This is a genomic window from Conexibacter sp. SYSU D00693 (genome assembly GCF_017084525.1).
Classification (GTDB): Bacteria; Actinomycetota; Thermoleophilia; order Solirubrobacterales; family Solirubrobacteraceae; genus Baekduia.
Map to the genome: position 1 here is coordinate 1873666 of NZ_CP070950.1, position 25348 is coordinate 1899013.

The 25348-nt window shown below is 73.6% G+C and carries 21 protein-coding genes; 4 read left to right on the plus strand and 17 right to left on the minus strand.

Annotated features, from left to right (window positions below; all coding sequences use genetic code 11):
• Positions 1 to 57: 57 nt before the first annotated feature.
• Genes JUB12_RS09300 through JUB12_RS09315 form a run of 4 tightly spaced genes read right to left on the minus strand, consistent with a single transcriptional unit; the run spans position 58 to position 2973 of the window.
• Positions 58 to 489: an iron-sulfur cluster assembly scaffold protein gene (locus JUB12_RS09300; RefSeq protein ID WP_205699349.1), complete on the minus strand. Its 432-nt coding sequence runs from the start codon at positions 487 to 489 to the stop codon at positions 58 to 60.
• A complete protein-coding gene (locus JUB12_RS09305) occupies positions 489 to 1706 on the minus strand; it encodes a SufS family cysteine desulfurase (RefSeq protein ID WP_205699350.1) in 1218 nt (405 codons plus the stop codon). The genes JUB12_RS09300 and JUB12_RS09305 overlap by 1 nt, the downstream gene beginning before the upstream one ends.
• Before the next feature lie 3 nt (positions 1707 to 1709).
• Positions 1710 to 2477, minus strand: coding sequence for a Fe-S cluster assembly ATPase SufC (gene sufC / locus JUB12_RS09310; RefSeq protein ID WP_205699351.1), 768 nt, complete (start codon positions 2475 to 2477; stop codon positions 1710 to 1712).
• Complete coding sequence (locus JUB12_RS09315) at positions 2470 to 2973, minus strand: Rrf2 family transcriptional regulator (RefSeq protein ID WP_205699352.1); 504 nt, start codon at positions 2971 to 2973, stop codon at positions 2470 to 2472. Before JUB12_RS09315 ends, sufC begins: the two co-directional genes overlap by 8 nt.
• Before the next feature lie 77 nt (positions 2974 to 3050).
• Between JUB12_RS09315 and JUB12_RS09320 the strand changes: the two genes are divergently transcribed.
• A complete protein-coding gene (locus tag JUB12_RS09320) occupies positions 3051 to 3821 on the plus strand; it encodes an SDR family oxidoreductase (RefSeq protein ID WP_205699353.1) in 771 nt (256 codons plus the stop codon).
• 28 nt (positions 3822 to 3849) lie between these two features.
• Positions 3850 to 4665 carry a lysyl oxidase family protein gene (locus JUB12_RS09325; RefSeq protein WP_205699354.1) on the plus strand — a complete coding sequence of 272 codons (816 nt, stop codon included), beginning with the start codon at positions 3850 to 3852 and terminating at the stop codon, positions 4663 to 4665.
• 1 nt (position 4666) lies between these two features.
• Here JUB12_RS09325 and JUB12_RS09330 read toward each other — a convergent pair whose 3' ends face one another.
• The 4 genes from JUB12_RS09330 to JUB12_RS09345 are packed head-to-tail and all read right to left on the minus strand — an operon-like array spanning position 4667 to position 8073.
• Positions 4667 to 5278, minus strand: a complete 612-nt coding sequence (locus tag JUB12_RS09330; protein ID WP_205699355.1) for a class I SAM-dependent methyltransferase — start codon at positions 5276 to 5278, stop codon at positions 4667 to 4669.
• 33 nt (positions 5279 to 5311) lie between these two features.
• A complete protein-coding gene (locus tag JUB12_RS09335) occupies positions 5312 to 5506 on the minus strand; it encodes a hypothetical protein (RefSeq protein WP_205699356.1) in 195 nt (64 codons plus the stop codon).
• 26 nt (positions 5507 to 5532) lie between these two features.
• Positions 5533 to 6732: an NAD(P)/FAD-dependent oxidoreductase gene (locus tag JUB12_RS09340; protein WP_205699357.1), complete on the minus strand. Its 1200-nt coding sequence runs from the start codon at positions 6730 to 6732 to the stop codon at positions 5533 to 5535.
• 54 nt (positions 6733 to 6786) lie between these two features.
• A complete protein-coding gene (locus tag JUB12_RS09345) occupies positions 6787 to 8073 on the minus strand; it encodes a GAF domain-containing sensor histidine kinase (RefSeq protein WP_205699358.1) in 1287 nt (428 codons plus the stop codon).
• Positions 8074 to 8140: 67 nt separating this feature from the next.
• Here JUB12_RS09345 and JUB12_RS09350 point away from each other — a divergent pair, with 67 nt between their 5' ends.
• Positions 8141 to 8347, plus strand: a complete 207-nt coding sequence (locus tag JUB12_RS09350) for a hypothetical protein (RefSeq protein WP_205699359.1) — start codon at positions 8141 to 8143, stop codon at positions 8345 to 8347.
• Between the two features lie 4 nt (positions 8348 to 8351).
• Here JUB12_RS09350 and JUB12_RS09355 read toward each other — a convergent pair whose 3' ends face one another.
• From JUB12_RS09355 to treZ, 4 genes are read right to left on the minus strand one after another with little or no spacing between them, the layout of a single operon-like run.
• On the minus strand, positions 8352 to 9557 hold the full coding sequence (locus tag JUB12_RS09355; protein WP_241004477.1) for a glycosyltransferase family 4 protein: 1206 nt from the start codon (positions 9555 to 9557) through the stop codon (positions 8352 to 8354).
• 55 nt (positions 9558 to 9612) lie between these two features.
• On the minus strand, positions 9613 to 11661 hold the full coding sequence (gene treY / locus JUB12_RS09360) for a malto-oligosyltrehalose synthase (RefSeq protein WP_205699360.1): 2049 nt from the start codon (positions 11659 to 11661) through the stop codon (positions 9613 to 9615).
• Positions 11658 to 13793, minus strand: a complete 2136-nt coding sequence (gene glgX / locus JUB12_RS09365) for a glycogen debranching protein GlgX (RefSeq protein ID WP_205699361.1) — start codon at positions 13791 to 13793, stop codon at positions 11658 to 11660. The genes treY and glgX overlap by 4 nt, the downstream gene beginning before the upstream one ends.
• Positions 13793 to 15550, minus strand: a complete 1758-nt coding sequence (treZ, locus tag JUB12_RS09370; RefSeq protein WP_205699362.1) for a malto-oligosyltrehalose trehalohydrolase — start codon at positions 15548 to 15550, stop codon at positions 13793 to 13795. The genes glgX and treZ overlap by 1 nt, the downstream gene beginning before the upstream one ends.
• 130 nt (positions 15551 to 15680) lie before the next feature.
• Here treZ and JUB12_RS09375 point away from each other — a divergent pair, with 130 nt between their 5' ends.
• Positions 15681 to 17072 carry an FAD-binding oxidoreductase gene (locus JUB12_RS09375; RefSeq protein ID WP_205699363.1) on the plus strand — a complete coding sequence of 464 codons (1392 nt, stop codon included), beginning with the start codon at positions 15681 to 15683 and terminating at the stop codon, positions 17070 to 17072.
• A gap of 91 nt (positions 17073 to 17163) precedes the next feature.
• Here JUB12_RS09375 and JUB12_RS09380 read toward each other — a convergent pair whose 3' ends face one another.
• The 5 genes from JUB12_RS09380 to JUB12_RS09400 form a co-directional block, all read right to left on the minus strand.
• Entirely contained in the window at positions 17164 to 18051 is an 888-nt protein-coding gene (locus tag JUB12_RS09380; RefSeq protein ID WP_205699364.1) for a hypothetical protein, read from the minus strand.
• A 68-nt stretch (positions 18052 to 18119) separates the two neighbouring features.
• Entirely contained in the window at positions 18120 to 20294 is a 2175-nt protein-coding gene (gene glgB, locus JUB12_RS09385; protein ID WP_205699365.1) for a 1,4-alpha-glucan branching protein GlgB, read from the minus strand.
• Positions 20291 to 21583: a hypothetical protein gene (locus tag JUB12_RS09390; RefSeq protein ID WP_205699366.1), complete on the minus strand. Its 1293-nt coding sequence runs from the start codon at positions 21581 to 21583 to the stop codon at positions 20291 to 20293. Before JUB12_RS09390 ends, glgB begins: the two co-directional genes overlap by 4 nt.
• Positions 21580 to 23373: a maltose alpha-D-glucosyltransferase gene (treS, locus tag JUB12_RS09395; RefSeq protein WP_241004478.1), complete on the minus strand. Its 1794-nt coding sequence runs from the start codon at positions 23371 to 23373 to the stop codon at positions 21580 to 21582. The genes JUB12_RS09390 and treS overlap by 4 nt, the downstream gene beginning before the upstream one ends.
• The gene (locus JUB12_RS09400) at positions 23370 to 25313 is read right to left on the minus strand and encodes an alpha-1,4-glucan--maltose-1-phosphate maltosyltransferase (protein WP_205699367.1); all 1944 of its coding nucleotides are present in this window, start codon (positions 25311 to 25313) and stop codon (positions 23370 to 23372) included. The genes treS and JUB12_RS09400 overlap by 4 nt, the downstream gene beginning before the upstream one ends.
• Positions 25314 to 25348: the final 35 nt, after the last annotated feature.

Below are 25348 nucleotides of genomic sequence, written 5' to 3' on the forward strand. Positions count from 1 at the left end.
TCAAGCGCGCCAGGCGGCGCGCCAGCCACGCCGACCGGCGGTCGCGCGACCGCCGGGCTACAGCCGGCCGGGGTCGCCCGCCGGCCGCGCGGCCTCGGGCGTGTCGTCCTCCCACTCCACCGCGGCACCGAGCCCGGCGGACTTCAGGACCTTCAGCGACAGCAGCGCGCACTTCATGCGCGTCGCCGAGATGTCGATCCCGAGCAGGTCGAGGACGAAGTCCTTGTCGAGGCGCAGGAGGTCGTCGACGGGCATGCCCTTGACCTCCTCGGAGGCCATCGACGCGGCCGCCTGCGAGATCGCGCAGCCGTGGCCCTCGAAGCGCACGTCCTCGACCCGCCGGTCGTCCCCCACGCGCAGCATGACCTTCAGCTCGTCGCCGCACAGCGGGTTGTTGTCCTCGAACTCGAGGTCGGGCGACTCCATCGGGCCCCAGTTCCGAGGCCGCTTGTAGTGCTCGAGGATCTCCTGCCGGTACAGGTCGTCCATCAGGCGAAGATCCTCCGGACCTCGGCGAGGCCCTCGACGAGCGCGTCGACCTCGGCGCGCGTGGTGTGCACGGCGAACGACGCGCGGCTCGTGGCCGACGTCCCGAGGACCCGCATGAGGACCTGGGCGCAGTGGTGCCCGGCGCGGATGCAGACCCCGCGGCGACCGAGGACCTCGGCCACGTCGTGCGGGTGGGCGACGTCCATCGACCACGAGACGAGGGCGCCGCGCTGCTCGGCGTCGCGCGGGCCGTGGATCGTCAGCCCGTCGACCTCGCCCAGGCGCTCGAGCGCGTAGGCGGTGACGTCGAGCTCGTGGGCGCGGATCGCGTCCATGCCCAGGCCGTCGACCCAGTCGACCGCCACGCCCAGGCCGGCGGCCTCGGCGATCGGCGACGTCCCCGCCTCGAACTTCGCCGGCGTGTCGGCGTAGCGGGAGGTCTCGAAGTCGACCGACGCGATCATGTGCCCGCCGCCGAGGAACGGCGGCATCTCCTGCAGCAGCTCGTGGCGGCCGTGCAGGACGCCGACCCCGGTCGGGCCGTAGAGCTTGTGGCCGGTCCACGCGTAGAAGTCGGCGTCGACCTCGTCGAGCGCGACCGGGAGCTGCGGCACCGCCTGCGAGCCGTCGACGACCGTGATGGCACCCGCCGCGCGCGCCCGGCGCACGACGTCGGCGACCGGCACGATCGTCCCCGTGACGTTCGAGACGTGGGTCGTCGCGACGACCTTCACGTCGCCGGTCGCCAGCAGCTCGTCGAGCTCGTCGAGGCGCAGCAGCCCGTCCTCGTCGACACCGACGTAGCGCAGCTGCGCGCCGCGCTCGGCGGCGACCATCTGCCACGGGACGATGTTCGAGTGGTGCTCGAGGTGGGTGAGCACGACGACGTCGCCCGCCGAGAGGTTCGCCCGCCCCCACGCCTGCGCGACGAGGTTCAGCGCCTCGGTCGCGTTCTTCGTGAAGATCGTGTCCCGCGCCGGCCAGCGCAGCCACTGGGCGATGCGCCGGCGCGCCCCCTCGTAGCGGTCGGTCGCCTCGACGGCCAGCGGGTAGACGCCGCGGTGCACCGACGCGTTGTGGTGCTCCCACAGGTCGCGGACCGCGTCGATGACGACCTGCGGCTTCTGCGCGGTCGCCGCCGAGTCGAGGTAGACGAGGCCCTCCCGCTGCAGGACCGGGAAGTCGGTCGCGACGTCGAGGAGGGCCCCGGTGGCCATGCGCTAGGCCCCCGCTGCCACTTCCGCGCGGATCGACGCGTAGCCCTCGGCCTCGAGCTGCTCGACGAGCTCCGGGCCGCCCTCCTTGGCGATCCGCCCCTCGAACATGATCGAGACGCGGTCGGGCTTCACCGCGTGGAGGATGCGCTGGTAGTGGGTGATGATCAGGACGCCCATGTCGGTCTCGCCCTTCACGGTGTTCACCCCCTGGGCGACGACGTTCAGCGCGTCGATGTCCAGGCCCGAGTCCGTCTCGTCGAGGACCGCGAGCTCCGGGCGCTGGAGCGCGAGCTGCAGCGTCTCGAGGCGCTTCTTCTCGCCGCCCGAGAAGCCGTCGTTGAGGTAGCGCGACGCGAACTCACGCGGGACGTTGACGAGCTCCATCGCCGCCTCGACGGTCTTGCGGAAGTCCTTGAGCGAGACCTCCTTCTCGCCGCGCGCCTCGCGGTGGGCGTTCATGACCATGCGCAGGTACTTCGTGATGGTCACGCCCGGGATGGCGACCGGGTACTGGAAGGCCATGAACAGGCCGGCGCGGGCGCGCTCGTCCGGGTCGGCCTCCGTGATGTCCTCGCCCTTGAAGAGGATCTGGCCGTCGGTGACCTCGAGGCCCGGGTGGCCCATGATCGCGTTGGCCAGGGTCGACTTGCCCGAGCCGTTGGGGCCCATGAGCGCGTGGACCTCGCCCTTCTCGACCGTGAGGTCGAGCCCCTTGAGGATCTGCTTGTCCCCGGCGGAGACGTGCAGGTTGTGGATCTCGAGGTCAGGCAAGGGACGGCTCCTTCGGAGGGGTGGGGTCAGCGGTTCCGCGCTCGGCGAAGGCGACGAGCTCGGCGAGCGAGGTCTGCGCGAGCTTGTCCATCACGCCGCCCTGGACGCGGAGCCAGAGCAGCTTGGTGGCACAGCCGTGGCCGGCGTCGTCGTGGTGCGAGCAGAGCACGCGCGCACGGGGCGTGGGCGTCGTCGCCTCACCCTCGGTGTCGTCGACGAAGCACGTCATCGGGGCGACGGGGCCCTCGAGCGCGACCACGACCTCGTCCATGTGGACGTCGGCGGGGTCGCGCGTGAGGCGGTAGCCCCCGTGCGCGCCCCGGGTGCTCTCGACGAGCCCGGCCTTCTTGAGCAGCGCGACGATGCGCTCGAGGTAGGCGAGCGGCAGGCCTTCGGCCTCGGCGATCGCCTTGAGCGAGCGGGGCCGGCGATCACGCTGACGGCCCAGCTCCACGAGGAGCCGCACGCCGTACTCGGCCTTCGTCGTGAAGATCATCAGGCTCAAAGCCTACCAACGAGGTAGGACATCGCCGGGCACGTGAGCGCCCGCGCGAGCCGGGCACCACGCGGCTCATGCCCGTCGCCATCGTGACCGCCTCGGACTCCGGCATCGGCCGGTCGGCCGCCGTCCGCCTGGCCCAGGAGGGCTGGGACGTGGGCATCACCTGGCACACCGACGAGCAGGGCGCGCGGGCGACCGCCGCGGAGGCCAGCGCCAAGGGCGCCCGCACGGCGCTCCGCCGGCTCGACCTCGTCGCCGACGCGGCCTCCGGCGCCACCGTCGTCGGCGAGCTCGCCGACGAGCTGGGGGCGGTCGACGCCCTGGTCAACAACGCCGGCGGCGGGGACACGATGCCGGCGATCGACTTCGACCTCGCCACGCTGCGCGACGTCCTCGAGCTCAACGTCGTCGGCGCACTCGCCTGCGCCCAGGAGGCCGCCCGGCGCATGCGCGACGCGGGCACGGGCGGGCGGATCGTCAACGTCACCTCGGTCCACGAGCACGTCCCCCTCCCCCAGGCCGCCGCCTACGTCGCGGCCAAGCACGCGCTCGGCGGGCTGACGAAGGTCCTGGCGCTCGAGTGGGCGGCCCACGGCATCACGGTCAACGCCGTGGCACCGGGTGAGGTCGCGACCGCGATGACCGGCAACGAGGACGTCGACCCGCACGACGTCGACCGTCCCGCGATCCCGGCGCGGCGGCCCGGCCACGCCGACGAGGTGGCCGCCGTCATCGCCTTCCTGTGCGCCGCCGACGCGCAGTACGTCACCGGCGCGTCGGTGGTCGCCGACGGCGGCCTGTCGCTCATGGCGGCGGTGCAGGACGGCCGAGCGCCGTCTTGACGGCGCCGCTGCCAAGCTGCCGCCCCGCATGACGCACCGACGGACCCTCCTCGCGACCGCCACGGCCGGCCTCGCCCTCGCCGCCAGCCAGACCACCGGCGCGCAGGAGCCGCCCGCCGACCCGCCGCCAGTGGCCGGGAACCCCTGCGTCACCGACGCGACGCTGCTGTGCCCCGACCTCACGATGGCGCCACCGACGAACCTCTCGGTCAGCGCGACGCCCAACGGCAAGCGCCTCGTCCTGCGCGCCGAGAACCGGATCGTCAACGTCGGCGACGGGCCGATGGAGGTCCGCGCCCGCCGCGACGGCCAGTACGGGACCCTCAGCCGCGCCTACCAGGTCATCCGCCGCGAGGGCGGGCGCGAGCCGCTGCTGCTCGCCGGCGCCGGCAACGTCACGTGGAAGTTCGTCGACCGCTACCGCGGCAGCTACTGGAAGTACGCCGCGGCCGCCCGCTTCGAGCTGTGGCGCACCGACGCGCAGCACCGCCGCACGACGCTGCGGCGCACCGGGCCGAAGCTCGCCTACTGCTTCCGCGACCTGCAGCGGGTGCGTCCGAAGGAGGGCTCGCCGCGCCGGCGCTTCTACGGCGCGTGCTCGCAGACGCGCACCCGCCAGTGGGTCGCGCTGGGCACGTCCGTGGGCTGGGCCGACGTGTACCCCGCGACCTACCCCGAGAACTGGATCGACGTGACCGGGCTGCGCGGCTGCTACGCCTTCGTGCACCGCGCCGACCCCAACGGCGACCTCGCCGAGCAGCGCGAGGACAACAACCTCGGGGTGCGCCGGATCAGCCTGCCGCCGCGGCGCGGGAGCGTCGCGCCCCGCGGCGCCTGCCGCTAGGTCAGACCTCTGCGACCGCGACCATCGCGGGGCGCACCAGCGGCGTCGCCTTCGGCATGACCGTCGCGCGCGTCTCGACCAGGCGCAGCGGCGAGGCCTCGAGCGTCGCCCGCGTGTTGCGGTTGGGGTGGCAGCCGCCCGCGACCCAGCCCCAGGGCCGCTCGAGGCGGTCCTGCCACTTCGCCAGCCCCGCGTCCTCGCTGCGCACGTGCTCGAGGGCCAGGAGCCGCCCGCCGGGGCGCAGGACGCGGGCGGCCTCGCGCAGCGCCGCCTCGGGGTCCGGGATCGTGCACAGCACGAGCGTCGCCACGACGGTGTCGACGCTGTCGTCCTCGAGCGGGAGCCGCTCCGCCCCCGCCTCGACGACCTCGATCGCCGGGTCGCCCCCGACACGCTCGCGCAGGCGCTTGGCCATGTGCGGGTCGGGCTCGGTGAGCACGAGCCGGCCCACGGCCGTGCGGTCGTAGTGCTCGAGGTTGAGCCCGGTGCCGGCACCGAGCTCGACGACGTCCCCGCGGGCCTGGGCCAGCAGCCCCGCGCGTTCGGCGCGCAGGCCGGCCTCCTCGCTGGCGGCGAGGACGCGGTCGTAGATGGCGGCGAAGAGTCGGCTCACGGGCCGACCCTACGCGGCAGGGGCGCGCGGGCGCTAGCCCTGCGAGCGCTGGTTCGCGCGAGCGCCGCCGCGCTCGAAGTACTCCTGGTTCTCGGCGCGCTCGCCGAGGGCCGAGCCGACCGCCAGCCCGATGAGGCCGTGCGCCAGCAGCGGGAAGAGGACGAAGAACACCGCCACGAGGGCGACGGTCGCCTTGGTGGCGCTGAGGGCGATCAGGGTGGCCAGCATCGGGTGGGATCGTACCCGGCGAGGGGCTAGAACGCGTACGCGGCGATGGGCTGGCGCGCCGCGATGACCTCGCGCGCGCGGTCGAGGTCCGCGGCGCCTCCCGCCGACAGGCAGGCGACGGGCCGGCCACCCCGCAGGTACCAGACCGCCCCCGTCCCGGAGGCGAGCTCGCCCTTGACGACCTCCTGGTCCCAGGACACCGGCCCGCCCACGTGCTCGAGCGTCAGCCAGTCGGCCAGGTCGGTCCAGAAGTAGGGGACCGCGTCGTGCGCCGCGCCGGCGCCGAGCATGTTGCGCGCGGCCGTCGCGCCCTGCTTCGCGGCGACGTCCTCGTGCTCGATGCGCATCGGCGCGTCGTGCAGGACGCTGTGGAACTCGCACATGTCGCCGGCGGCGAACACGCCCTCGACGCCCTCGACCTGCAGCTGCGCGTCGCAGCGCACGCCGCCGAGCTCGCCGATCGGCAGGCCGGCGCGGCGGGCGAGCATGACGTCGGGCGTGGCGCCCACGCCGCAGACGACGAGCTGGGCGGGCAGCTCCCGGCCGTCCTTGAGCACGACGGCGCCCACGCGCTCCTCGCCGGTGAAGCGCTCGACCTCGACCCCGCCGAGCACCTCGACGCCGTGCGCCTCCAGCACGCCGCGCACCGCGCGGCCGGCCTGCACGCCGAAGCCGCGCTCCATCGGCTCGTCCTCCAGCAGGACGACGGTGCAGCGCTTGCCCATCTGGGTCAGCGACGCGGCCACCTCGCAGCCGATGTACGAGCCGCCGACGAGGACGACCTGCTCGGCGGCCTGCGCGTCGCGCCGGATCGCGTCGGCGTTGCCCAGCGCGCGCACGTAGTGCAGGCCGTCGAGGTCGTTGCCCTCCACGTCGAGCCGGCGCACCATCGCCCCGGTCGCGACCAGCGCCGTCCCGAAGGTCCACTCCTCCTTGCCGACCTTCGCCGTCCTGGCCGCCGGGTCGAGCGCCATGACGTTCGTGCGGGTGAGCAGCTCGACGTCGTGGTCGGCCCAGAAGCCCTCCGGGTGCACGAGCGCGTCGGCCTTCTCCGCCGTCCCGCGCAGGTAGTCCTTGGTGGCGGGCGGGCGGTGGTAGGGCGGGTCGAGCTCCCGGCCCGCGACGACGATCGAGCCCGTGGCGCCCTCGGCGCGCAGCGTCGCGGCGCAGGTCGCGGAGGCGATGCCGCCTCCGATGAGCAGGTGGTCGACGTGCCGCTCGGCCATGCCGGAGTCCTACCACCGCACCCGCCCCGCGCGCGGTGCGGCCCTGACAGCGTGTCAAGCCGGCGGGCCCCAGACCGGGACCGTCACCGTGAAGGTCGAGCCGCGGCCCACCTCGCTGGTGAGCTCGACCCAGCCGCCCAGCGCGGTCGCGAAGCGGTTGACCAGCGCGAGTCCCAGGCCCGTGCCGGCGCGCCGGCCGCCCTGGGCCGCGTCGACCTGGCGGAACTCCTCGAAGATCCGCTCCCGGTCGGCGTCCGAGATGCCGATGCCCGTGTCGCACACCGCGAAGGCGACCGCCCCGTCGACCTCCTCCGTCGTGAGCCGCACCTCGCCCTGGTCGGTGAACTTCAGGGCGTTGGAGAGCAGGTTGCGCAGGATCTGGGCGAGCAGGTGCCGGTCGGTGTGCAGCGCGGGGACGCCGACCGGCTCCTCGATGACGAGGGTGACGCCGGCCGGCACCGCCAGCGCGCGGAACGTCCCCCGCAGGGAGCGCAGCAGCTCGGCCACGTCGACCTGCTCGGCGTGGGCGACGACGGTCCCGGAGCCCTGGAGCTTGGCCGCCTCGAGCTCGGTGCCCACGACGCGCAGCGCCTCGGCGATCGCCGCCCGCGCGTGGCGCAGGTCCTCCGCGCTCTGCTCGGGCAGGCCGGCGACGTCGTCGACGACCAGGCCGAGCAGGCCCTCGGCGGCGGCGAGCGGGTTGCGGACCTCGTGGGCCAGGGTGCGCAGGTGGCGGGCCTGCTGCTCGAGCGCGCGCTCGAGGCGGCCGGCCTGCGCGGTCACGTCCTCGAACAGCGCCTGGACGCCGCGGGTGCGCTCGACGACGCGCAGCTCGAGCTCGGCGAGCGTGCGCAGGCTCTGCAGCGCGACCGCCGCGGAGTCGGCCAGCGCGCCGAGCATCGACAGCTCGGCCTCGCTGGGCGACCGGCGCTCGGACCAGAAGACGCCGATCGCACCGATCGGGTCCTCCCCACCGATCGGCACCATGGCGAGGCTCGACACGAACGTCGCGTCGAAGGCGCCGGGCGGGACCCGCGGGTCGGTGCCGACGTCCGCGACGAGCGCCGGCCGGCGGTGCGTGATCGCCCAGCCGCCGATGCACTCGTGGATGGGCCGGCGCACGCCGCCGAGCACGGGGCCGGCCGCGTCCTCGGCCACCGGCAGGCACGTGTCGCCCTCGCGCAGCGTGATCGTCGCGCCGTCGGCCTGGGCCAGGGCACGGGCCGCGGAGGTGACGATGCGGTGCAGGTCCGCCGGGTCGCGCGCGCACGCGAGCTCCTGGATGGCGGCCACCAGGCGGGCCATCCGCTCGTCGAGGTCGTGGGGCGCCGCGGCGGCCACCTGCGGTCGAGGGTACCCCTGCGGACGGTCGCTGCCCACGTCCTGGCGCACGGGGAAGTCCCTGTGCATGCCTGACACATCGGACCTCAAGCGGATGGCCGACGACGCCGTCGACAAGGCCAAGGACGCGGCGGACCGCTTCCGCCACGCCGGCGCGCCGGACGCCGAGCGCGACGCCGAGGAGGCGCCGCAGAGCGGCGGCCAGCCGCCGGACTTCGAGGACGACCCGGCGCGCAACCCGCCGCCGGAGCTCGACCGCCTGCGCGGCGGCTGAGCCCCTAGCGCTGGGCCGGCTCGGGCGCGAGCAGACCGCCGTACGTGGCGGCGGTCTGGCGCGCCACGTCGGACCAGTCGAAGCGCAGGACGTGCTCGGAGGCCTGCGCGACCAGGCGGTCGCGCAGCGCCGGCTCGGTCAGCACGCGCTCCATCATCCGCCCCAGCGACCGCGGGTCGCGCGCGGTGAAGCGCAGGCCGACGCGCCCGTCGGGCACGACCTCCCGCAGGCCGCCCGTGTCGGCGACGATGCACGGGCAGCCGCTGGCCATCGCCTCGAGGGCGACGAGCCCGAACGGCTCGTAGATCGACGGGACCACCGTCAGGTCGGCGATCCGGTAGAGCGAGTGCAGGACGTCGTCGCCGATCCAGCCCAGGAAGGTGCCGTGGTCGTCGAGGCCGAGCGCCGTGGCCTGGCGGCGCAGCTCCTCCTCGTGGGTGCCCGACCCGGCGATGAGGAAGCGCACGCCGCCGACGCGCTCGACGATGCCGTCCGGGCCGCCGAGCGCCTCGAGCGCGTGCTGGAAGCCCTTCTCGTAGACCAGCCGGCCGACGAGGAGGACGAGCTGCTCGTCGGGCGCGGCGAACCTCGCGCGCAGCGCGGCCAGGTCGTCGACGGGCTGGAGGTCCAGCGGGTCGATCCCGTTGGGGATGACGGTGACGCGCTGCTCGTCGAGGCCGAAGACGTCGGCCACGTGGCCGCGCATGTAGTGCGAGCACACCACGACCTGGTCGGCCACGTGGCACATCCAGCGCTCGGTGCGGTGGATGTCGGACTGCGGCGGCTCGTGGACCCAGCCCTGGTGGCGGCCGAACTCGGTCGCGTGGACCGTGGCCACGAGCGGGCAGCCGATCGCGTCCGCGAGGCGCTTGGCGGCGACGGCGACGAGCCAGTCGTGGCCGTGGACGAGGTCGAAGCGGTGCTCCTCGCAGAGCTCCAGGCCGCGGGCCAGGAGGTCGGCGTTCATCCGGTGCACCCAGGCGACGAAGCGCGGGAGGTCGCGCGGCTTGGGCGGCTCGGGGAAGCGGTGGACGACGACCCCGTTGCGGTCCTCCTCCTCCGGGACGCCCTCGCCGCCGCGCGTGAGGACGTGGACCTCGACGTCCTGCTCGGCGACGAGGGCCTCCGCGAGCTTGCGCACGTGGCGGGCGAGGCCGCCCTCGACGATGGGCGGGTACTCCCAGGAGACGACCAGCACGCGCAGCGCCACGACCGGCCGAAGCCTACTGGCCGACCAGCCAGCGGCAGGTGTCCGGCACCTGCTGCTAGGCGACGCGTTCCAGCAGGGCGCGGCCGTCGGGCCCCAGCACGCCGGCGAGGGTGACGCCGTCGGGGAGGTCGACCTCGCCGCCGGAGCCCAGGACGTCGCGCCAGCGCCCCGTCGCCTCGGCCGGCAGCGTCCAGCCGCCGGCGCCGGTGGCCGCGTCGCGCACCCCGACGGCGACGAGGACGTCGGAGCCGCGCAGGTACGCGCAGACGTCGTCGGGCGCCGGGATGGGCGTGTAGTCGCCGGCGAAGGCCTCGGGCCGCCGGCGCCGGAGGTCCAGCGTGCGCCAGACGACGTGGAGCTTCGCGGTCTCCCGGGTCGGCTCGGCGCCGCCCTTGAGCGCGTCGAGCGCCGCGCGGCGTGCCTCCCAGTCGACGGGCCGGCGGTTGTCGGGGTCGACGAGCGAGAGCGCCCAGAGCTCGTCGCCCTGGTAGACGTCGGGCAGCCCCGGGACCGTGAGCCGCAGGAGCGTCGCCGCCAGCGACAGCCGCTCCCCGACCTCGGAGGCCCGCGCGACGTAGCCGTCGAAGCCGTAGCGGAACGGCCCGTGGTCGCGCAGCGCCCGGGCGAAGGCGATGACCGCCTGCTCGTGGTCCTCGTCGGGCTCGATCCAGCTCGTCGTCGTCTTGCCCTCGCGCAGCGCCTTGACGAGGTACTCCTCGACGCGCTCGTGCTCGATCGGCCAGGCCCCCAGGAGGGTCTGGTAGACGAGCAGCTCCTCGGCCGGCGTCGGACCGCCGTCGGCCTTGAGCGGCCCGTTGACCTCGACCCACGAGCGCACCGCCGCGCACCAGTCCTTGGCGAAGCCGCTGAGGGCCAGCAGCCGCGCGCGCACGTCGGCCGAGCGCTTCGTGTCGTGCGTCGTGGCGACGAGCAGGTTGTGCGGGAAGCGCGTGGCCCGCTCGACGTTGGCCCGGTGGAACTCCTCGACGGGCTTGGTCCAGCACGCCGGGTCCCCGCCGACCTCGTTGAGCGCCACGAAGCGCAGGTACCGGTAGAAGGCGGTGTCCTCGACGCCCTTGGCCATCACCGGCCCGGTCGCCTGCTGGAAGCGCACGACCCACTCGGCCGGCGCCTCGCGCTCGAGCAGCAGCCGCGCCCGCACCTCCTCGGGCAGGCCGGCCGCCGCCTCGCGGTCCTCGTCGGCGACGGTCCGCGCGTGCGGGTCCACGTAGGTGCGGTAGACCGGCAGCGCCGCGACCGCCTCCTCGTCGCCCTCGACCGCGAGCACCCGCCGCAGGCGCTCGAGCTCGGGCTGGAACGTCGTCGCCGCCTGCTCGCGCTTGCCCTGCGCCGCCACGGCGTGGAAGTCGTCGGCGTCGCCGGTGAGCGACTGCCACAGCTCGGTGATCGGTCCTTCGCCCGCGGGGTCGCACAGCAGCGCGTTGAGGTCGGCGGCGAACTCGTAGCCCACGGTCCCCTCCACCGGCCAGTCGCGCAGCCGCTCACCGTGGCCCGTCTCGAGGATCTTCTCCACCCAGACGTGCTCGGCGCCGCCGTCGCGCAGGTCGCGCAGGTAGCCCTCGGGGTCGGCGAGGCCGTCGGGGTGGTCGATGCGCAGGCCGTCGACGACGCCCTCGCGCACGAGCTCGAGCACCTTCGCGTGCGTGGCGGCGAAGACCTCCGGGTCCTCCTGGCGGACGCCCGCGAGCTCGTCGACGTCGAAGAAGCGGCGGTGCTTGCCGGTCGCCTCGTCGACGTCGAAGAACGTGCGGCGGCGCTCCTCGTCGGCCCAGTAGGGGTTGGCGTCGTCGGTCGCCATGTGGTTCGGGACGACGTCGAGCACGAGGCCCATGCCGCGCTCGTGCGCCGCCGCGGCCAGCGCCCGCAGCCCCTCCTCGCCGCCCAGGGCGTCGGACACCTTCGCCGGGTCGACGACGTCGTAGCCGTGCGTCGAGCCCTCCCGCGCCTGCCAGCAGGGCGACAGGTACAGGTGCGAGACCCCGAGGTCGTCGAGGTAGGGCAGGAGCTCCGCGGCCTGCGCGAAGTCGAGCACCCCCGCCTGCAGCTGCAGCCGGTAGGTCGCGCGGAGCGGATGGCGGCTCACCGGCGGCGCAGGATCGTGATGGAGCGCGAGGTCACGTTGACCTCCTCGCGGGCGCGGTAGCGGTGCGCTCCGCGCTCGAGGCCGGCGTCGGTCGTCGTCAGCTCGAGCTCCCAGCGCGAGCCGAAGCGCGCGGCGGGCAGGCGGAACTGGACGTCCTCGTGGCCCGCGTTGAACAGCGCCAGGAACGACGCGCCGTGGACCGGCCGGCCCTGGCGGTCGCGCGTGCCCGTGTGGTCGCCGTTGAGGAAGACGCCCAGCGACCGGCGCCCGCCGTCCTCCCAGTCCCGGCGCGTCATCCGGCGGCCGTCCGCCCGGAACCACCACACGTCGGGCAGTCCGGGGCGGGGCTGCTCGCCGGCGAAGAAGTGCTCGCGGCGGAAGACGGGCTCGGAGCGGCGCAGGTCGATGAGGCGCTTGCTGAAGGCGTGCAGCGCCTGGCCCTCGTCGCCCAGCTCCCAGTCGTACCAGGAGATCTCGGTGTCCTGGCACCAGGCGTTGTTGTTGCCGTGCTGGGTGCGGCACAGCTCGTCGCCGCCCAGGAGCATCGGGGTGCCCTGGCTGAGCAGGAGCGTCGTGAGGAAGTTGCGCTTCTGGCGGGCACGCAGCGCGCGGACCTGCGGGTCGTCGGTCTCGCCCTCGACGCCGCAGTTCCAGGAGCGGTTGTCGTCCGTGCCGTCCCGGTTGCCCTCCTGGTTGGCCTCGTTGTGCTTCTCGTTGTAGGTGACGAGGTCGTGGAGGGTGAAGCCGTCGTGGGCGGTGACGAAGTTCACCGACGCGAAGGGCCGCCGGCCGTCGGACTCGTAGAGGTCGCTCGAGCCGGTGAAGCGGCTGGCGAACTCGCTGATCGGCGCCTCGCCCCGCCAGAAGTCGCGCATCACGTCGCGGTACATGCCGTTCCACTCCGACCACAGCACCGGGAAGTTGCCGACCTGGTAGCCGCCGGGCCCGACGTCCCACGGCTCGGCGATGAGCTTGACCTGGGACAGGACGGGGTCCTGGTGGATCGTGTCGAAGAACGCGTGGAGGCGGTCGACGTCGTAGAGCTGGCGGGCCAGCGCGCTGGCGAGGTCGAAGCGGAAGCCGTCGACGTGGCACTCGATGACGAAGTAGCGCAGCGAGTCCATGATCAAGCGCAGGACCGCCGGGTGCACGGAGTTGAGCGTGTTGCCCGTCCCCGTGAAGTCCATGTAGAAGTGCGGGTCGTCGGGGACGAGCCGGTAGTAGCTCGCGTTGTCGACGCCCTTGAACGAGAGCATCGGCCCGAGGTGGTTGCCCTCGGCGGTGTGGTTGTAGACGACGTCGAGGATCACCTCGATGCCGGCGCGGTGCAGCGCCTTCACCATCCCCTTGAACTCGCGGACCTGCTCGCCGCGCCGGCCCGTCGCCGCGTAGGCGGCGTGGGGCGCGAGGTAGCCGATCGTCGAGTAGCCCCAGTAGTTCGTGAGGCCGTGGTCGTGGAGGAAGGACTCGTCGGCGATGTGGTGGACGGGCAGCAGCTCGACCGCCGTCACGCCGAGGTCGCGCAGGTAGCCGACCGCCTCGTCGCTGGCCATCCCGGCGTAGGTGCCCTGCAGGTGCTCGGGCAGCCCCGGGAAGCGCTTGGTGAAGCCCTTGACGTGGGCCTCGTAGATCACGGTCTGCGACCACGGGGTGCGCGGCGGCCGGTCGCCCTGCCAGTCGAAGGACTCGTCGACCACGACGCACTTGGGCATCGCGGGCGCGGAGTCCTCGTCGTCGATCTCGAGGTCGGCGTCGTCGTCCGGGGTCTCGCCCTCGGGGGCGGGGACGTAGGGCAGCGTGTTGGCGGCGTCCCAGTCGACCGGGCCGTCGATCGCCTTGGCGTAGGGGTCGATGAGGAGCTTGGCCGGGTTGAAGCGGTGGCCCTGCAGCGGGTCGTAGGGGCCGTGCACGCGGTAGGCGTAGCGCTGGCCGGGGCCGACGCCGGGGACGTAGCAGTGCCAGTTGTGGGCGGTGCGGTCGCGCAGCTCGACGCGCTCCTCGATCCCGCCCGGGTGGAAGAGGCAGAGCTCCACGCGCTCGGCGTGCTCGGAGAAGAGGCTGAAGTTCGTGCCGCGCCCGTCCCACTCGGGCCCGAGCGGGAAGGGACGGCCGGGGTGCACCTCGCGGGCCATCAGGCGACCTCCACCAGCGCGCCGCTCAGCGGGCCGAGCACGACGGCGTCACCGTCGACGCTGGCCGCGCCGGCGGCCACGTGCAGCCGCGTGCCCGGGGGGACGTCGAGCCGGCGCTCCGTCGCCCCGTCGCCGTCGTGCACGAAGCTCGCGAGGACCTCGAACGGGCCGCGGCGGAAGCGCAGCCAGCGCGCGCCCTCGTCGAAGCGCACGTCGTCGACGTGGCCGGAGGGCAGGCGCTTGCGCGCGGCGAGCAGGTCGCGGAAGAGCTGGGCCATGGCGGGGTCCTCCTTGCGCGAGAGCTTGGAGCGCTCGAAGGTGGCCCGGTCCAGCGGGTCGGGCACGTCCTGCGCGCTGAAGCCCTCGAAGGAGCTGAACTCGCGGCGGCGACCGTCGCGGGTGGCGATGGCGATCTCCTCGTCGATGTGGTCGGCGAAGAACTGGAACGGCGCGTCGTCGCCGTGCTCCTCGCCCATGAAGAGCATGGGGGTGTAGGGGCTCAAGAGGGTGACGAGGGCGGCCAGCGGGCGGGCCTCGCGCGGCAGCCGGTCGCCGACGGCGCGGTTGCCGACCTGGTCGTGGTTGGCGTCGAAGACGACGAAGCGCGCCGGGTCGACGTCGCGCGCCGGCGCGCCGAAGCGCCGCTCGCGGAAGTGGCTGAAGCGCCCGTCGTGCAGGTGGGGGTCGCGCAGCGTGTGGGCGAGGTCGGCGACCGTGCCGAACTCCGCGTAGTAGCCCTCGCGCTCGTCGGTGACCAGCGTGCGCACGCAGTGGTGCAGGTCGTCGGCCCAGGCGGCGTCGCAGCTCCAGCCGCCCCGCTCCGGCCCCGTGACGACCTTCGGGTCGTTGAGGCCCGACTCGGCGATGACCACCGCGGTCGGGTTGGCGGCCTTGGCGCGGCGGGCGACCTCGGCGACGAGGTGCTCGGGGCGCTGGTCGAAGATCGCGTGGATGGCGTCGAGGCGCAGGCCGTCGAGGCCCATGTCGCGCATCCACCACTCGGCGCTCTGGCAGATCCACTCGCGCACCGGGTCCGACCAGGCGTCGTCGAAGTTGATGGCCTGGCCCCAGAAGGTCGAGTACTTGTCCGTGAAGTACGGGCCGAAGGCGCGCAGGCCCTGCTCGCCCGAGGCGCCGACGTGGTTGTGCACCACGTCCAGGACCACGGAGAGCCCGTGGGCGTGGGCCGCGTCGGCGAAGCGGGCGAAGGCGTGCGGGCCGCCGTAGGCGTCGTGGGTGGCCCACGGGTAGACGCCGTCGTAGCCCCAGCCGAACTCGCCGGGGAAGGCGGCGACCGGCATGACCTCGACGGCGGTGACGCCGAGGTCGGCCAGGCGCGGCAGCTCGCCGATGGCCGCGTCGAACGTCCCCTCGTCGGTGAACGTCCCGACGTGCAGCTCGTAGAGGACGAGGTCGCGCAGCGCCACGCCCCCGCGGTTGCGGTGCTCGCGCGGGAAGCGCCGCGGGTCGACCACGGCGCTCGGGCCGCGCAGGCCGTCGGGCTGGTGGCGGGTGCACGGATCCGGATGGCGCTCGCCGTCGACCACGAAGGCGTAGCGCTCGCCGTCGGTCGCCTCGGTGCTCAGCGCGTACACGCCCTCGCCCTCGTCCTCCATCGCGTGCTCCGCGTCGCGCAGCCACAGGCGCGGCGGGTGGTGGTGGGACCAGACGCGGAAGGTGAAGGCACCGTCCTCGCCGGGGGTCGGAGACGCGCCAAGCGGGCGCTCCCACGGAAGGGGCTCGGGCGGGGTCGGCACGTGGGTGCCTCCCTTCCCGGAGTGGGGTCCTCCGAACCTCCGCCGACAGGGGACCCCCGCTGGGAGGCCCCCGCCCCGACCCCCAGAGTCCACGAGGTCATCGCGTCCAGTTCCTGAGGGGGAAGTCCGCATGCTGCACACCACCACCGCCGTCGGCGAGGCCGAGGCGCTCCGCGCCCGTCTGACCGGCCGCGTCGTCACGCCCGCCGACGCCGACTGGGACGTCGCCCGCATGGGGTGGAACCTCGCCGCCGACCAGCGCCCCGCCGCCGTCGCGGTCCCTGCCACGGTCCAGGACGTCGTCGAGGTCGTCCGCCACGCCGCCGAGGCCGGGATGCGCGTCGCGCCCCAGGGCACCGGCCACAACGCCACCGCCCACGGCGCGCTCGACGCGACCATCCTCCTGAAGACCCACGAGCTGCGCGGGGTCTCGATCGACCCGGTCCTGCGCCGCGCCCGCGTGCACGCCGGCGACCTCTGGGAGGACGTCACCGGGCCTGCGTCGCAGTACGGCCTGGCCCCGATCAGCGGCTCCTCGCCCGACGTCGGCGTCGTCGGCTTCGCGCTGGGCGGCGGCATCGGCTGGCTCTCGCGCAAGTTCGGCCTGTGCGCCGACAGCGTCCTGTCGATCGAGTGCGTGCTGGCCGACGGCCGCCACGTCCGCTGCGACGCGCACACCAACAGCGACCTCTTCTGGGCGCTGCGCGGCGGCAGCGGCTCGTTCGCGATCGTGACGGCGCTCGAGCTCGAGCTCTTCGAGGTCGGCGAGATGGTCTCCATGGGCGCGATGCTCTGGCCGTGGGAGCGCGCCGCCGACGTCATGGAGGCCTGGCGCCAGTGGACGCAGGACGCGCCCGACGAGGTCACGACGTCCATCCGCCTGATGCAGCTCCCGCCGCTGCCCGAGCTGCCCGACTTCCTGCGCGGCCGCCAGCTCGTGATCATCGACGGCGCCGTCGTCGGCTCGCCCGAGGACGCCGAGCGGATCCTCGCGCCGCTGCGCGCGCTGGACCCGGAGATCGACCTCTGGGGCATGCAGCCGCCGGCCGGCCTCTCGCGCGTGCACATGGACCCCGAGGACCCGATGCCCGGCCTCAGCGACCACCTGATGCTCCGCGAGCTCGACGCCCAGGCGATCAAGGACCTCGTCGCGGTCGCCGGCCCCGGCTCGGGCTCGCCGCTGGTGATGATGGAGATCCGCCAGCTCGGCGGCGCGCTCGGCCGTCGCCGCGACGGGGCCGGCGCGCTGGGCGGGCTCGACGCCCGGTACCTGACGTTCGCCGCCGGCCTGCCGATCGACGCCGACGTCGTCTGCGCGCTGCGCGGCGGCTTCGGCCGGGTGCGCAACGTCCTGTCCCGCGTCGCGACCGACGGGCACTACCTGAACTTCCAGGAGCACGCCCGCGACCCCCGCCACGCCTACGAGGCCGGCACGTACGCCCGCCTGCAGGCGGTCAAGGCGGCCTACGACCCGCAGGACCTCATCCGCGCGAACCACGCGGTGGCGCTGCCGGAGGCGTAGGGGCGCGCAGGACCCGGTCCCCAGGACCGTGCCTCGAGGTTCGTGACGTTCGAGGTGCTGGAGACCTCGAACGTCACACACCTCTTCGGCGCTACGGGTAGATGCGCGGGCTGAGGGCCACGAGGCCCTCGCCCGTCAGCACCGACGCGTGCAGCACCGTCGTGCTGACCGCGAGCGAGACCGTGCCGGCGGGCAGGGGCCGGCGCGACTCCACGGCCGAGCGGCCGTCGTCGCGGCCCGAGCCGCCGAAGGACGTCGTGATGAAGCCCTTGCCGCCGTGCAGCCAGGTCGCGTTGTAGCGCGTGAGGTCCAGCGAGCTCGGGACGCCCTGCAGGCGCGTGGCGGGCGTGAGGACGTCGCCCTCGCCGGACAGCCGCCGGATCGCCACGCCCCCGCCGCGCGACGAGCTGTACGTGTAGGCGACGCGGCTGCCGTTGGTCACCGTCTCGCGCGCGAGCGTCGAGGTGATGCGGCGCGTCGGGCGGCCCTGGCGGTAGGACCACACGCCCTTGCGCTCCGCACGCACGCCGCCGCGGCGCACGAAGGTCCAGATGCCGGACTGGACCGACGGCGCGGTCTCCGAGTACGTCCTCGAGGCGAGCGCGCCGACCGGCCGCTCCTGGTCGGTGCGGAGGTCGAGCGCGAAGACGTCGCACCCGCTGATCGTCGACGCGCCCGCGCAGCGCGAGTACACCGCGAGCAGCGCGCGCGGGAAGCCGAAGCGGTCCGAGCCGATCGACGCGTTGACCGGGGCGCCGAACGGCGCGACGGGACGGCGCTGCGTGCCGTCGGGCGCGCGGACGACGAGGTCGAAGCGGCCGTCGGGGCGCGGCGCGGACCAGACGGCGTAGCCGCCGCCCACGTCCAGGTCCTGCGCACCCGGCGCGGCCGCGAGCAGCTGGTCGGCCTGCGCGGCGGGCGCGGCGGCGGCGAGCGCGCCGAGCGCCAGCGCAGCCGCCGCCAGGCGTGAGGACGTCATGCGGGGGGTCACGGTCGCTGGAACGCCGCGGAGGTGTCGCGGGTCCCGGTCCTGCGTCTGGCGGCGGACTAGCGCTCGGGGACCAGGAAGACCGCGCCGAGCGGCGGCACCGTCACGGCGGCCGACGTGGGCTGGTGGTGCCAGGGCAGGTCCTCGGCCTCGACGCCGCCGAAGTTGCCCACGCCCGAGCCGCCGTAGCACTCGGCGTCGGTGTTGAGGACCTCGCGCCAGCGCCCGCCGTGGGGCAGGCCCACGCGGTAGCCCTCGCGCGGCAGCGGGGTGAGGTTCATGACGACGACGACCTCGCGGCCGGGCTCCTGCGCACGGCGCCCGAACGCGAGCACCGACGTCTCGGCGTCGTTGGGCTCGATCCAGAAGAAGCCGTCGGGATCGCCGTCGCGCTGCCACATCGCCGGCTGCTCGCGGTAGACCGCGTTGAGGTCGCGCACGAGCGACTGCACGCCGCGGTGGCCCGGGTCCTCGAGCAGGTGCCAGTCCAGCGAGCGCTCGTGCGACCACTCGCGCTCCTGGGCGAACTCGCCGCCCATGAACAGCAGCTGCTTGCCGGGATGCGCCCACTGGTAGGCGTAGAGCGTGCGCAGGTTGGCCAGCTGCTGCCAGCGGTCGCCCGGCATCTTCTGCAGCAGCGAGCCCTTGCCGTGCACGCACTCGTCGTGGGACAGCGGGAGGATGAACTCCTCGCTGAACGCGTAGTGCAGCGAGAAGGTCAGCTCGCCGTGGTGGAAGCGGCGGTGGATCGGGTCACGCTCGAAGTAGGCGAGCGTGTCGTGCATCCAGCCCATGTTCCACTTGAAGCCGAAGCCCAGGCCGCCGGTCCACGTCGGCCGCGAGACGCCCGGCCACGCCGTCGACTCCTCGGCCGCCGAGATGACGCCCGGCTCGCGCGCGTGCAGCACCTCGTTGAGCTCGCGCAGGAACGAGATCGAGTCGAGGTCCTCGCGCCCGCCGTGGACGTTGGGGATCCACTCGCCCGCCTGGCGCGAGTAGTCCAGGTAGAGCATCGACGCGACCGCGTCGACGCGCAGGCCGTCGGCGTGGAACTCGCGCGGCCAGAACAGGCCCGAGGCGAGCAGGAAGTTGCGCACCTCGTTGCGAGCGAGGTTGTAGATCAGCGTGCCCCAGTCGGGGTGCTCGCCGCGGCGCGGGTCGTCGTGCTCGTAGAGCTTGGTCCCGTCGAAGCGCGCCAGCGCCCAGTCGTCCTTGGGGAAGTGCGCCGGGACCCAGTCGAGCAGGACGCCGATGTCGGAGCGGTGCATCCGGTCGACGAAGCGCTTGAAGCCATCGGGGTCGCCGTGGCGTGCGTCGGGCGCGAACTGCCCGGTCACCTGGTAGCCCCACGACCCGCTGAACGGGTGGACCATCACCGGCAGCAGCTCGACGTGGGTGAAGCCCAGGTCGGTCGCGTAGTCGGCGAGCTGCTCGGCGAGGTCGTCGTAGGAGAGCGGGTCCTCGGGGTTGGCCGGGTCGCGCCGCCAGGAGCCGAGGTGCACCTCGAGCACCGACAGCGGCTCGGCGTGGGGCCGGCGCTCCTTGCGCGCCTCCATCCACGAGTCGTCGGTCCACTCGTGCTTGGAGCGGTGGACGATCGAGGCGTTCTGCGGCGGGCGCTCCGCGCGGCGCGCCCATGGGTCGGCCTTGAGCCGCAGCTCGCCGCCCTGGGTGCGGATCTCGAAGCGGTACAGCGCACCGTCGTCGACGCCCGGGACGAAGAGCTCCCAGATGCCCGACGAGCCCAGCGAGCGCATCGGGTGCAGCCGGCCGTCCCACGAGTTGAAGTCGCCGACGACGCTCACCGAGCGGGCGTTGGGCGCCCACACCGCGAACGCCGTGCCCACCACGCCGTCGACCTCGCGCACGTGCGCGCCCAGCCGGCAGTAGAGCTCCTCGTGGCGCCCCTCCCCCGCCAGGTGCAGGTCGAGCTCGCCGACCGTCGGCGGGAACGCGTAGGGGTCGCGCATCGTGAAGGTGCCGCCGTCGGGGTAGGCGACCTCGAGCTCGTAGCGCAGCGGCGGCCTGGTCTTCGGGACCTTGGCCTCGAAGAGCCCGTCCGGGTGGACGAGCTCGGCCTCGGCGTCCTCCCCGCCCTCCACGTGGACGGTCACGCTCTCGGCCGCCGGGCGCCAGGCGCGGACCACCGCGCCGCCGTTGCCGTCGGGATGGGCGCCCAGCAGGGCGTGCGGGTCGGCCAGCTCCCCGCGGGTCAGCAGGTCGGTGTCGGTCATCGCAGGGTCGCTCCCTCGTCGTCGAGCTCGAGCAGCCGCGCGATGCCGGCCACCGGGATCTTGACCCAGTCGGGCCGGTTGTCGAGCTCGTAGCGCAGCTCGTAGACGGCCTTCTCCAGCTCGAACACGGCGAGCAGCCGCTCGACCGCCTGGCGGCCCGGCGGCAGCAGCGTCGGGTCGACGGCCTCCAGGTAGCCGTCGAGGTACGCCGTGCGCACCTCCTCCTCCCAGCCCTCGGGGGCGGGCGTGCCGTGGTCGAGCTCCGAGGCGGTCGCCGCGTAGGCGAAGGACCGCAGCATCCCGGCGACGTCGCGCAGCGGCGACTGCTTGCGCCGGCGCTCGACCAGCGTGCGCGCGGGCTCGCCCTCGAAGTCCAGGACGACCCAGCGGTCCTGGGCGAGCAGGACCTGGCCCAGGTGGAAGTCGCCGTGGTGGCGGATGACGCGCCCGGCCGAGCCGACCTGGGTCAGCTGGCTGAGCAGCTCGCGCACCTCCTGGCCGCGACCGCGCAGCGGCGCGACGGCCTCGCCGTCCTCCGGCAGGTCGAGGAAGACCTGCTCGATCTCCTCGTCGACGGTCGCGGTCAGCAGGCCCAGCGCCTCGGCCGACGTGTCCTCGGGCGAGAACGCCGGGTCGGCGTTGTCGGAGGCCAGCACCGCGTGCATGCGGCCCGTGATCTCGCCGAGCTCGCGGGCGCGGGCGACGAAGCGGCCCGGGTCCTCCCGCAGGTCCTGCAGCGCGAGGTCCCAGCCGTCGGTCGCCCCGGGCAGGAAGTCCTGCGCGATGCCGAGCGTCGCGTCGATGAGCCGCCCCGTGTGCGCGTACCACCCGCGTAGCGTCGCGATGTGCTCGAAGCCCCGCTCGGTGAGGAAGCGCAGGAGCTCGAGCTCGGGGTTCGGCCCCGCGCCGAGGCGGCGGTAGACCTTGAGCACGAGGCGCTCGTCGAGCACCAGCGAGGTGTTGGACTGCTCGGCGCCCATCGGGCGCACCTCGCGCACGGGCTGCACGTCGCCCAGGGCGCGGAAGACCGCGCACCCCTTGGGCGTCTCGACCTCGGTCTCCTGCGCCATGAGCTGCATGAGACCGCGCACGAAGTCCGGGTCGTCGGCGGCGTCCTGCTCGCCGCGCAGGACGAGCTGGTAGAGGTCGTGCGTCCCCTCGCCGAAGCCGACCTCGAGGATCGCGAGCTCGACGTCCGTGCCGTCCAGCGGGATGCGCTCGAGGACCTCCTGGGAGACCACGTCGCGCGACTTGGCGCCGAACCAGCGCTGCTCGGTGACGTCGATCACGCCTTCGTCTCCTCGTCCTCGGTGAGCAGGAACCAGAAGAACCCGCGCGGGGCCAGCGTCAGCAGGTAGGGCAGCTCACCGATGCGCGGGAAGCGCGTGCGGCCGAACATCTCGACCGGGTGGCGGCCCTCGAAGGCGCTGAGGTCGAGCTCGACCGCCTGGGCGGAGCGGGCCATGTTGTGGACGCAGAGCACGACGTCGTCGGCGTAGCGGCGCACGTGGGCGAAGATCCGCGGGTTCTCCGGGCGCAGCGGCTCGTAGGTCCCCAGGCCGAAGACCGGGTGGGCCTTGCGCAGCGCGATGAAGCGGTGCAGCCAGCGCAGCAGCGAGGTCGGCGTGCGCAGCTGCGCCTCGACGTTGACCGCCTGGAAGCCGTAGACGGGGTCCATCAGCGGCGGGGCGTAGAGCTGCGCGAAGTCCGCCCGCGAGAAGCCGCCGTTGCGGTCGCCCGTCCACTGCATCGGGGTGCGCACGCCGTCGCGGTCGCCGAGGTAGACGTTGTCGCCCATGGCGATCTCGTCGCCGTAGTAGAGGACCGGCGAGCCCGGCAGCGAGAAGAGGATCGCCGTCATGAGCTCCATCTCGTCGCGCCCGTTCTCCAGCAGCGGCGCGAGCCGCCGGCGGATGCCGAGGTTGAGCTTCATGCGCGGGTCCTTGGCGTACTCCGCGTACATGTAGTCCCGCTCCTCGTCGGTGACCATCTCGAGCGTCAGCTCGTCGTGGTTGCGCAGGAACAGGCCCCACTGGCAGCCCCTCGGGATGTCGGGCGTGCGGTCGAGGATCTCGTACATCGGCGTGGCGTCCTCGCGGCGCACGGACATGAACATCCGCGGCATCACGGGGAAGTGGAACGCCATCTGGCACTCGTCGTCGTCGCCGAAGTACTCGACGACGTCCTCGGGCCACTGGTTGGCCTCGGCGAGCAGCACGCGGTCGGGGTACTCGCGGTCGACGGTCTCGCGGACCTTCTTGAGGATCGCGTGGGTCTCCTCGAGGTTCTCGCAGTTCGTGCCGTCGCGCTCGATGAGGTACGGCACGGCGTCGAGGCGGAAGCCGTCGAGGCCGAGGTCCAGCCAGAAGCGCAGCACGTCGAGCATCGCCTCGACGACCTCGGGGTTGTCGTAGTTGAGGTCGGGCTGGTGGCTGAAGAAGCGGTGCCAGTAGTAGGCGCCGGCCTCCTCGTCCCACGTCCAGTTCGACGGCTCGGTGTCGATGAAGATGATCCGCGCGTCCTCGTACTTGTGGACGGTGTCGGACCAGACGTACCAGTCGCGCTTGGGCGAGTCGGGCGACGAGCGCGCCTCCTGGAACCACGGGTGGTCCGAGGAGGTGTGGTTCATGACCAGGTCGGCGATGACGCGCATGCCGCGCTGGTGGGCGGCCTGGATGAAGGCCGCGAAGTCCTCGAGGGTCCCGTAGTCGGGGTGGATCCCGAAGAAGTCCGCGATGTCGTAGCCGCCGTCGCGCAGGGGCGAGGGGTAGAACGGCAGCAGCCAGATGCAGTCGACGCCGAGCCACTGCAGGTAGTCGAGCTTCTCGGTGAGGCCGAGGAAGTCGCCCGAGCCGTCGTCGTTGCCGTCGAAGAACCCGCGCAGGTGGATCTCGTAGAAGACCGCGCGCTTGTACCAGAGCGGGTCGCGCTCGAACCACTGCTCGGGGGACGCGGCCGCCGCGGTCTCCTGCAGCCGGGTGGACTGGTCGTGGCGGCCGAGCGAGTCGGTCTCGCCGGCGGCGGCGGCCTGCTCTCGCGCGCGCATCGCGCGCACGCCGGGGTCGTCGAGCGACGTCACGGGGTCACCACCCGGAGGACGTGGGCCTGCCGGTCGGGCGGCCCGAGACGGACGTAGTTGCCCCCGAGGCCCCAGTCGTAGCGGCTGCCGTCGAGGAGGTCCTGGACCTGGAAGCGCTCGGGCAGGTCCAGGTGCCAGGGCACCCACACCTCGCCCTCCTGGACGTGGTGGGCGTCGAGGCAGCAGACCACGATGACCGTGTTGCCCTCGTGGCGCTTGACGTACGCGATGAGGCCGTCGGTGCGCGTGTCGAGGAACTCGACGTTGGAGAGGTGCTGGAGCGCGGGGTTGGCGCGGCGCGCGTCGTTGAGCAGCCGCACGAGCCCCAGCAGCGGCGCGCCGTCGAGCGTGCGCTCCTTGACCTCGTACTTCTCGGAGTCCAGGTACTCCTCGCTGCCCTCGCGCACCGGCACGTTCTCGAAGCGCTCGAAGCCCGAGTAGATGCCGTAGGAGGGGCTGAGCGTCGCGGCGAGGACCAGCCGAGTCGCGAACATCGGCGGGCCGCCGTGCTGCAGCGACTCGTGGAGGATGTCCGGGGTGTTGGTGAAGAAGTTCGGGCGGACCTCGTCGGCCCAGTCGTAGGCGTGCTCGAGCACGAACTGCTCGAGCTCCCAGCGCGAGGTCTTCCACGTGAAGTACGTGTAGGACTGGCCGAAGCCCGCCTTGCCCAGCGTGCGCATCATCGCCGCGCGGGTGAACGCCTCGCTGAGGAAGATGACCTCGGGGTGCTCGGCGCGCACGGCGCCGATGAGCCACTCCCAGAAGGCGACCGGCTTCGTGTGCGGGTTGTCGACGCGGAAGACCTTCACGCCGCGGTCGACCCAGCCCTGCACCACCTCGAGCAGGGCGTCCCACAGCCCCTTCCAGTCCTCGCACTGGAAGTTGACGTTGTAGATGTCCTGGTACTTCTTGGGCGGGTTCTCCGCGTACTTCAGGGTCCCGTCGGGACGGCGGTGGAACCACTCGGGGTGCTCCTCGAGCCACGGGTGGTCGGGGGAGCACTGGATCGCGAGGTCGAGCGCGAGGTCCATCCCGTGCTCCTCGCAGGTCTTGACGAGGTGGTCGAAGTCCTCCCAGGTGCCCAGGTCGGGGTGCAGCGCCTCGTGGCCGCCATGCTCGCGGTCGCCGATCGCGTAGACCGAGCCGGGGTCGTCGGGGCCGGCGGTCAGCGTGTTGTTGGGGCCCTTGCGGTTCGTGACGCCGATCGGGTGGATCGGCGGGAGGTAGAGGACGTCGAAGCCGAGCTGGGCGATCTGCGGGACGACCTCCGCCGTGCCCCGCAGGCCGCCCCAGGAACGCGGGAAGAGCTCGTACCAGGAGCCGAAGCGCGCGCGGACGCGGTCGACGTCGACCTCGAGCGGCGCGGCGAGCTTCGCCGCGGCGCCGCGGGCCGGATGGCGGTCGCAGGCCTCGGCGAGCTCGTGGCCCAGGGCGGCGTCGCAGCGCAGCGCCTGGGGCTGGGAGTCGTCGGTGATGAGCTCGAGCGCGGCGCGGATGAGCTTGGCGTCCTCGCCCTTGGCGCGGACCGCGGCGGCCTCGAGCAGCAGGGCGCCCTCGCTGAGCTCGGAGCTGAGGTCGGGCTCGCCGGCGGCGACCTTGCGGTCGAGCTCGTGGCGCCACGAGGCGAGGTCGTCGATCCACGCCTCGAGGCTCCAGCTCCAGCGCCCGCAGGCGTCGACGGGGAACTCGCCCTCCCAGCGGTCGCCGCCCTGCGCGCGGTCCATCAGCGTCAGGGGCGCCTCGGCCCACTTCTTGGCGCCGGGCGCCCGCCACTTGACCACGGCCCGGAGGACGTCGTGGCCGTCGGCGACGATGGTGCAGCCGACGCGGACCGTGTCTCCGACGCAGCGCTTGGGGGCGTAGCGGCCGCAGTCCAGACGCGGCGTCGGCTCGAGCAGGAGGATCCGCGAAGGTGCTTGGGCGCGGCGGGCGGCGGGCACTTCTGGGCACTCTTCCCGCCACGCCTCTCCTTGAA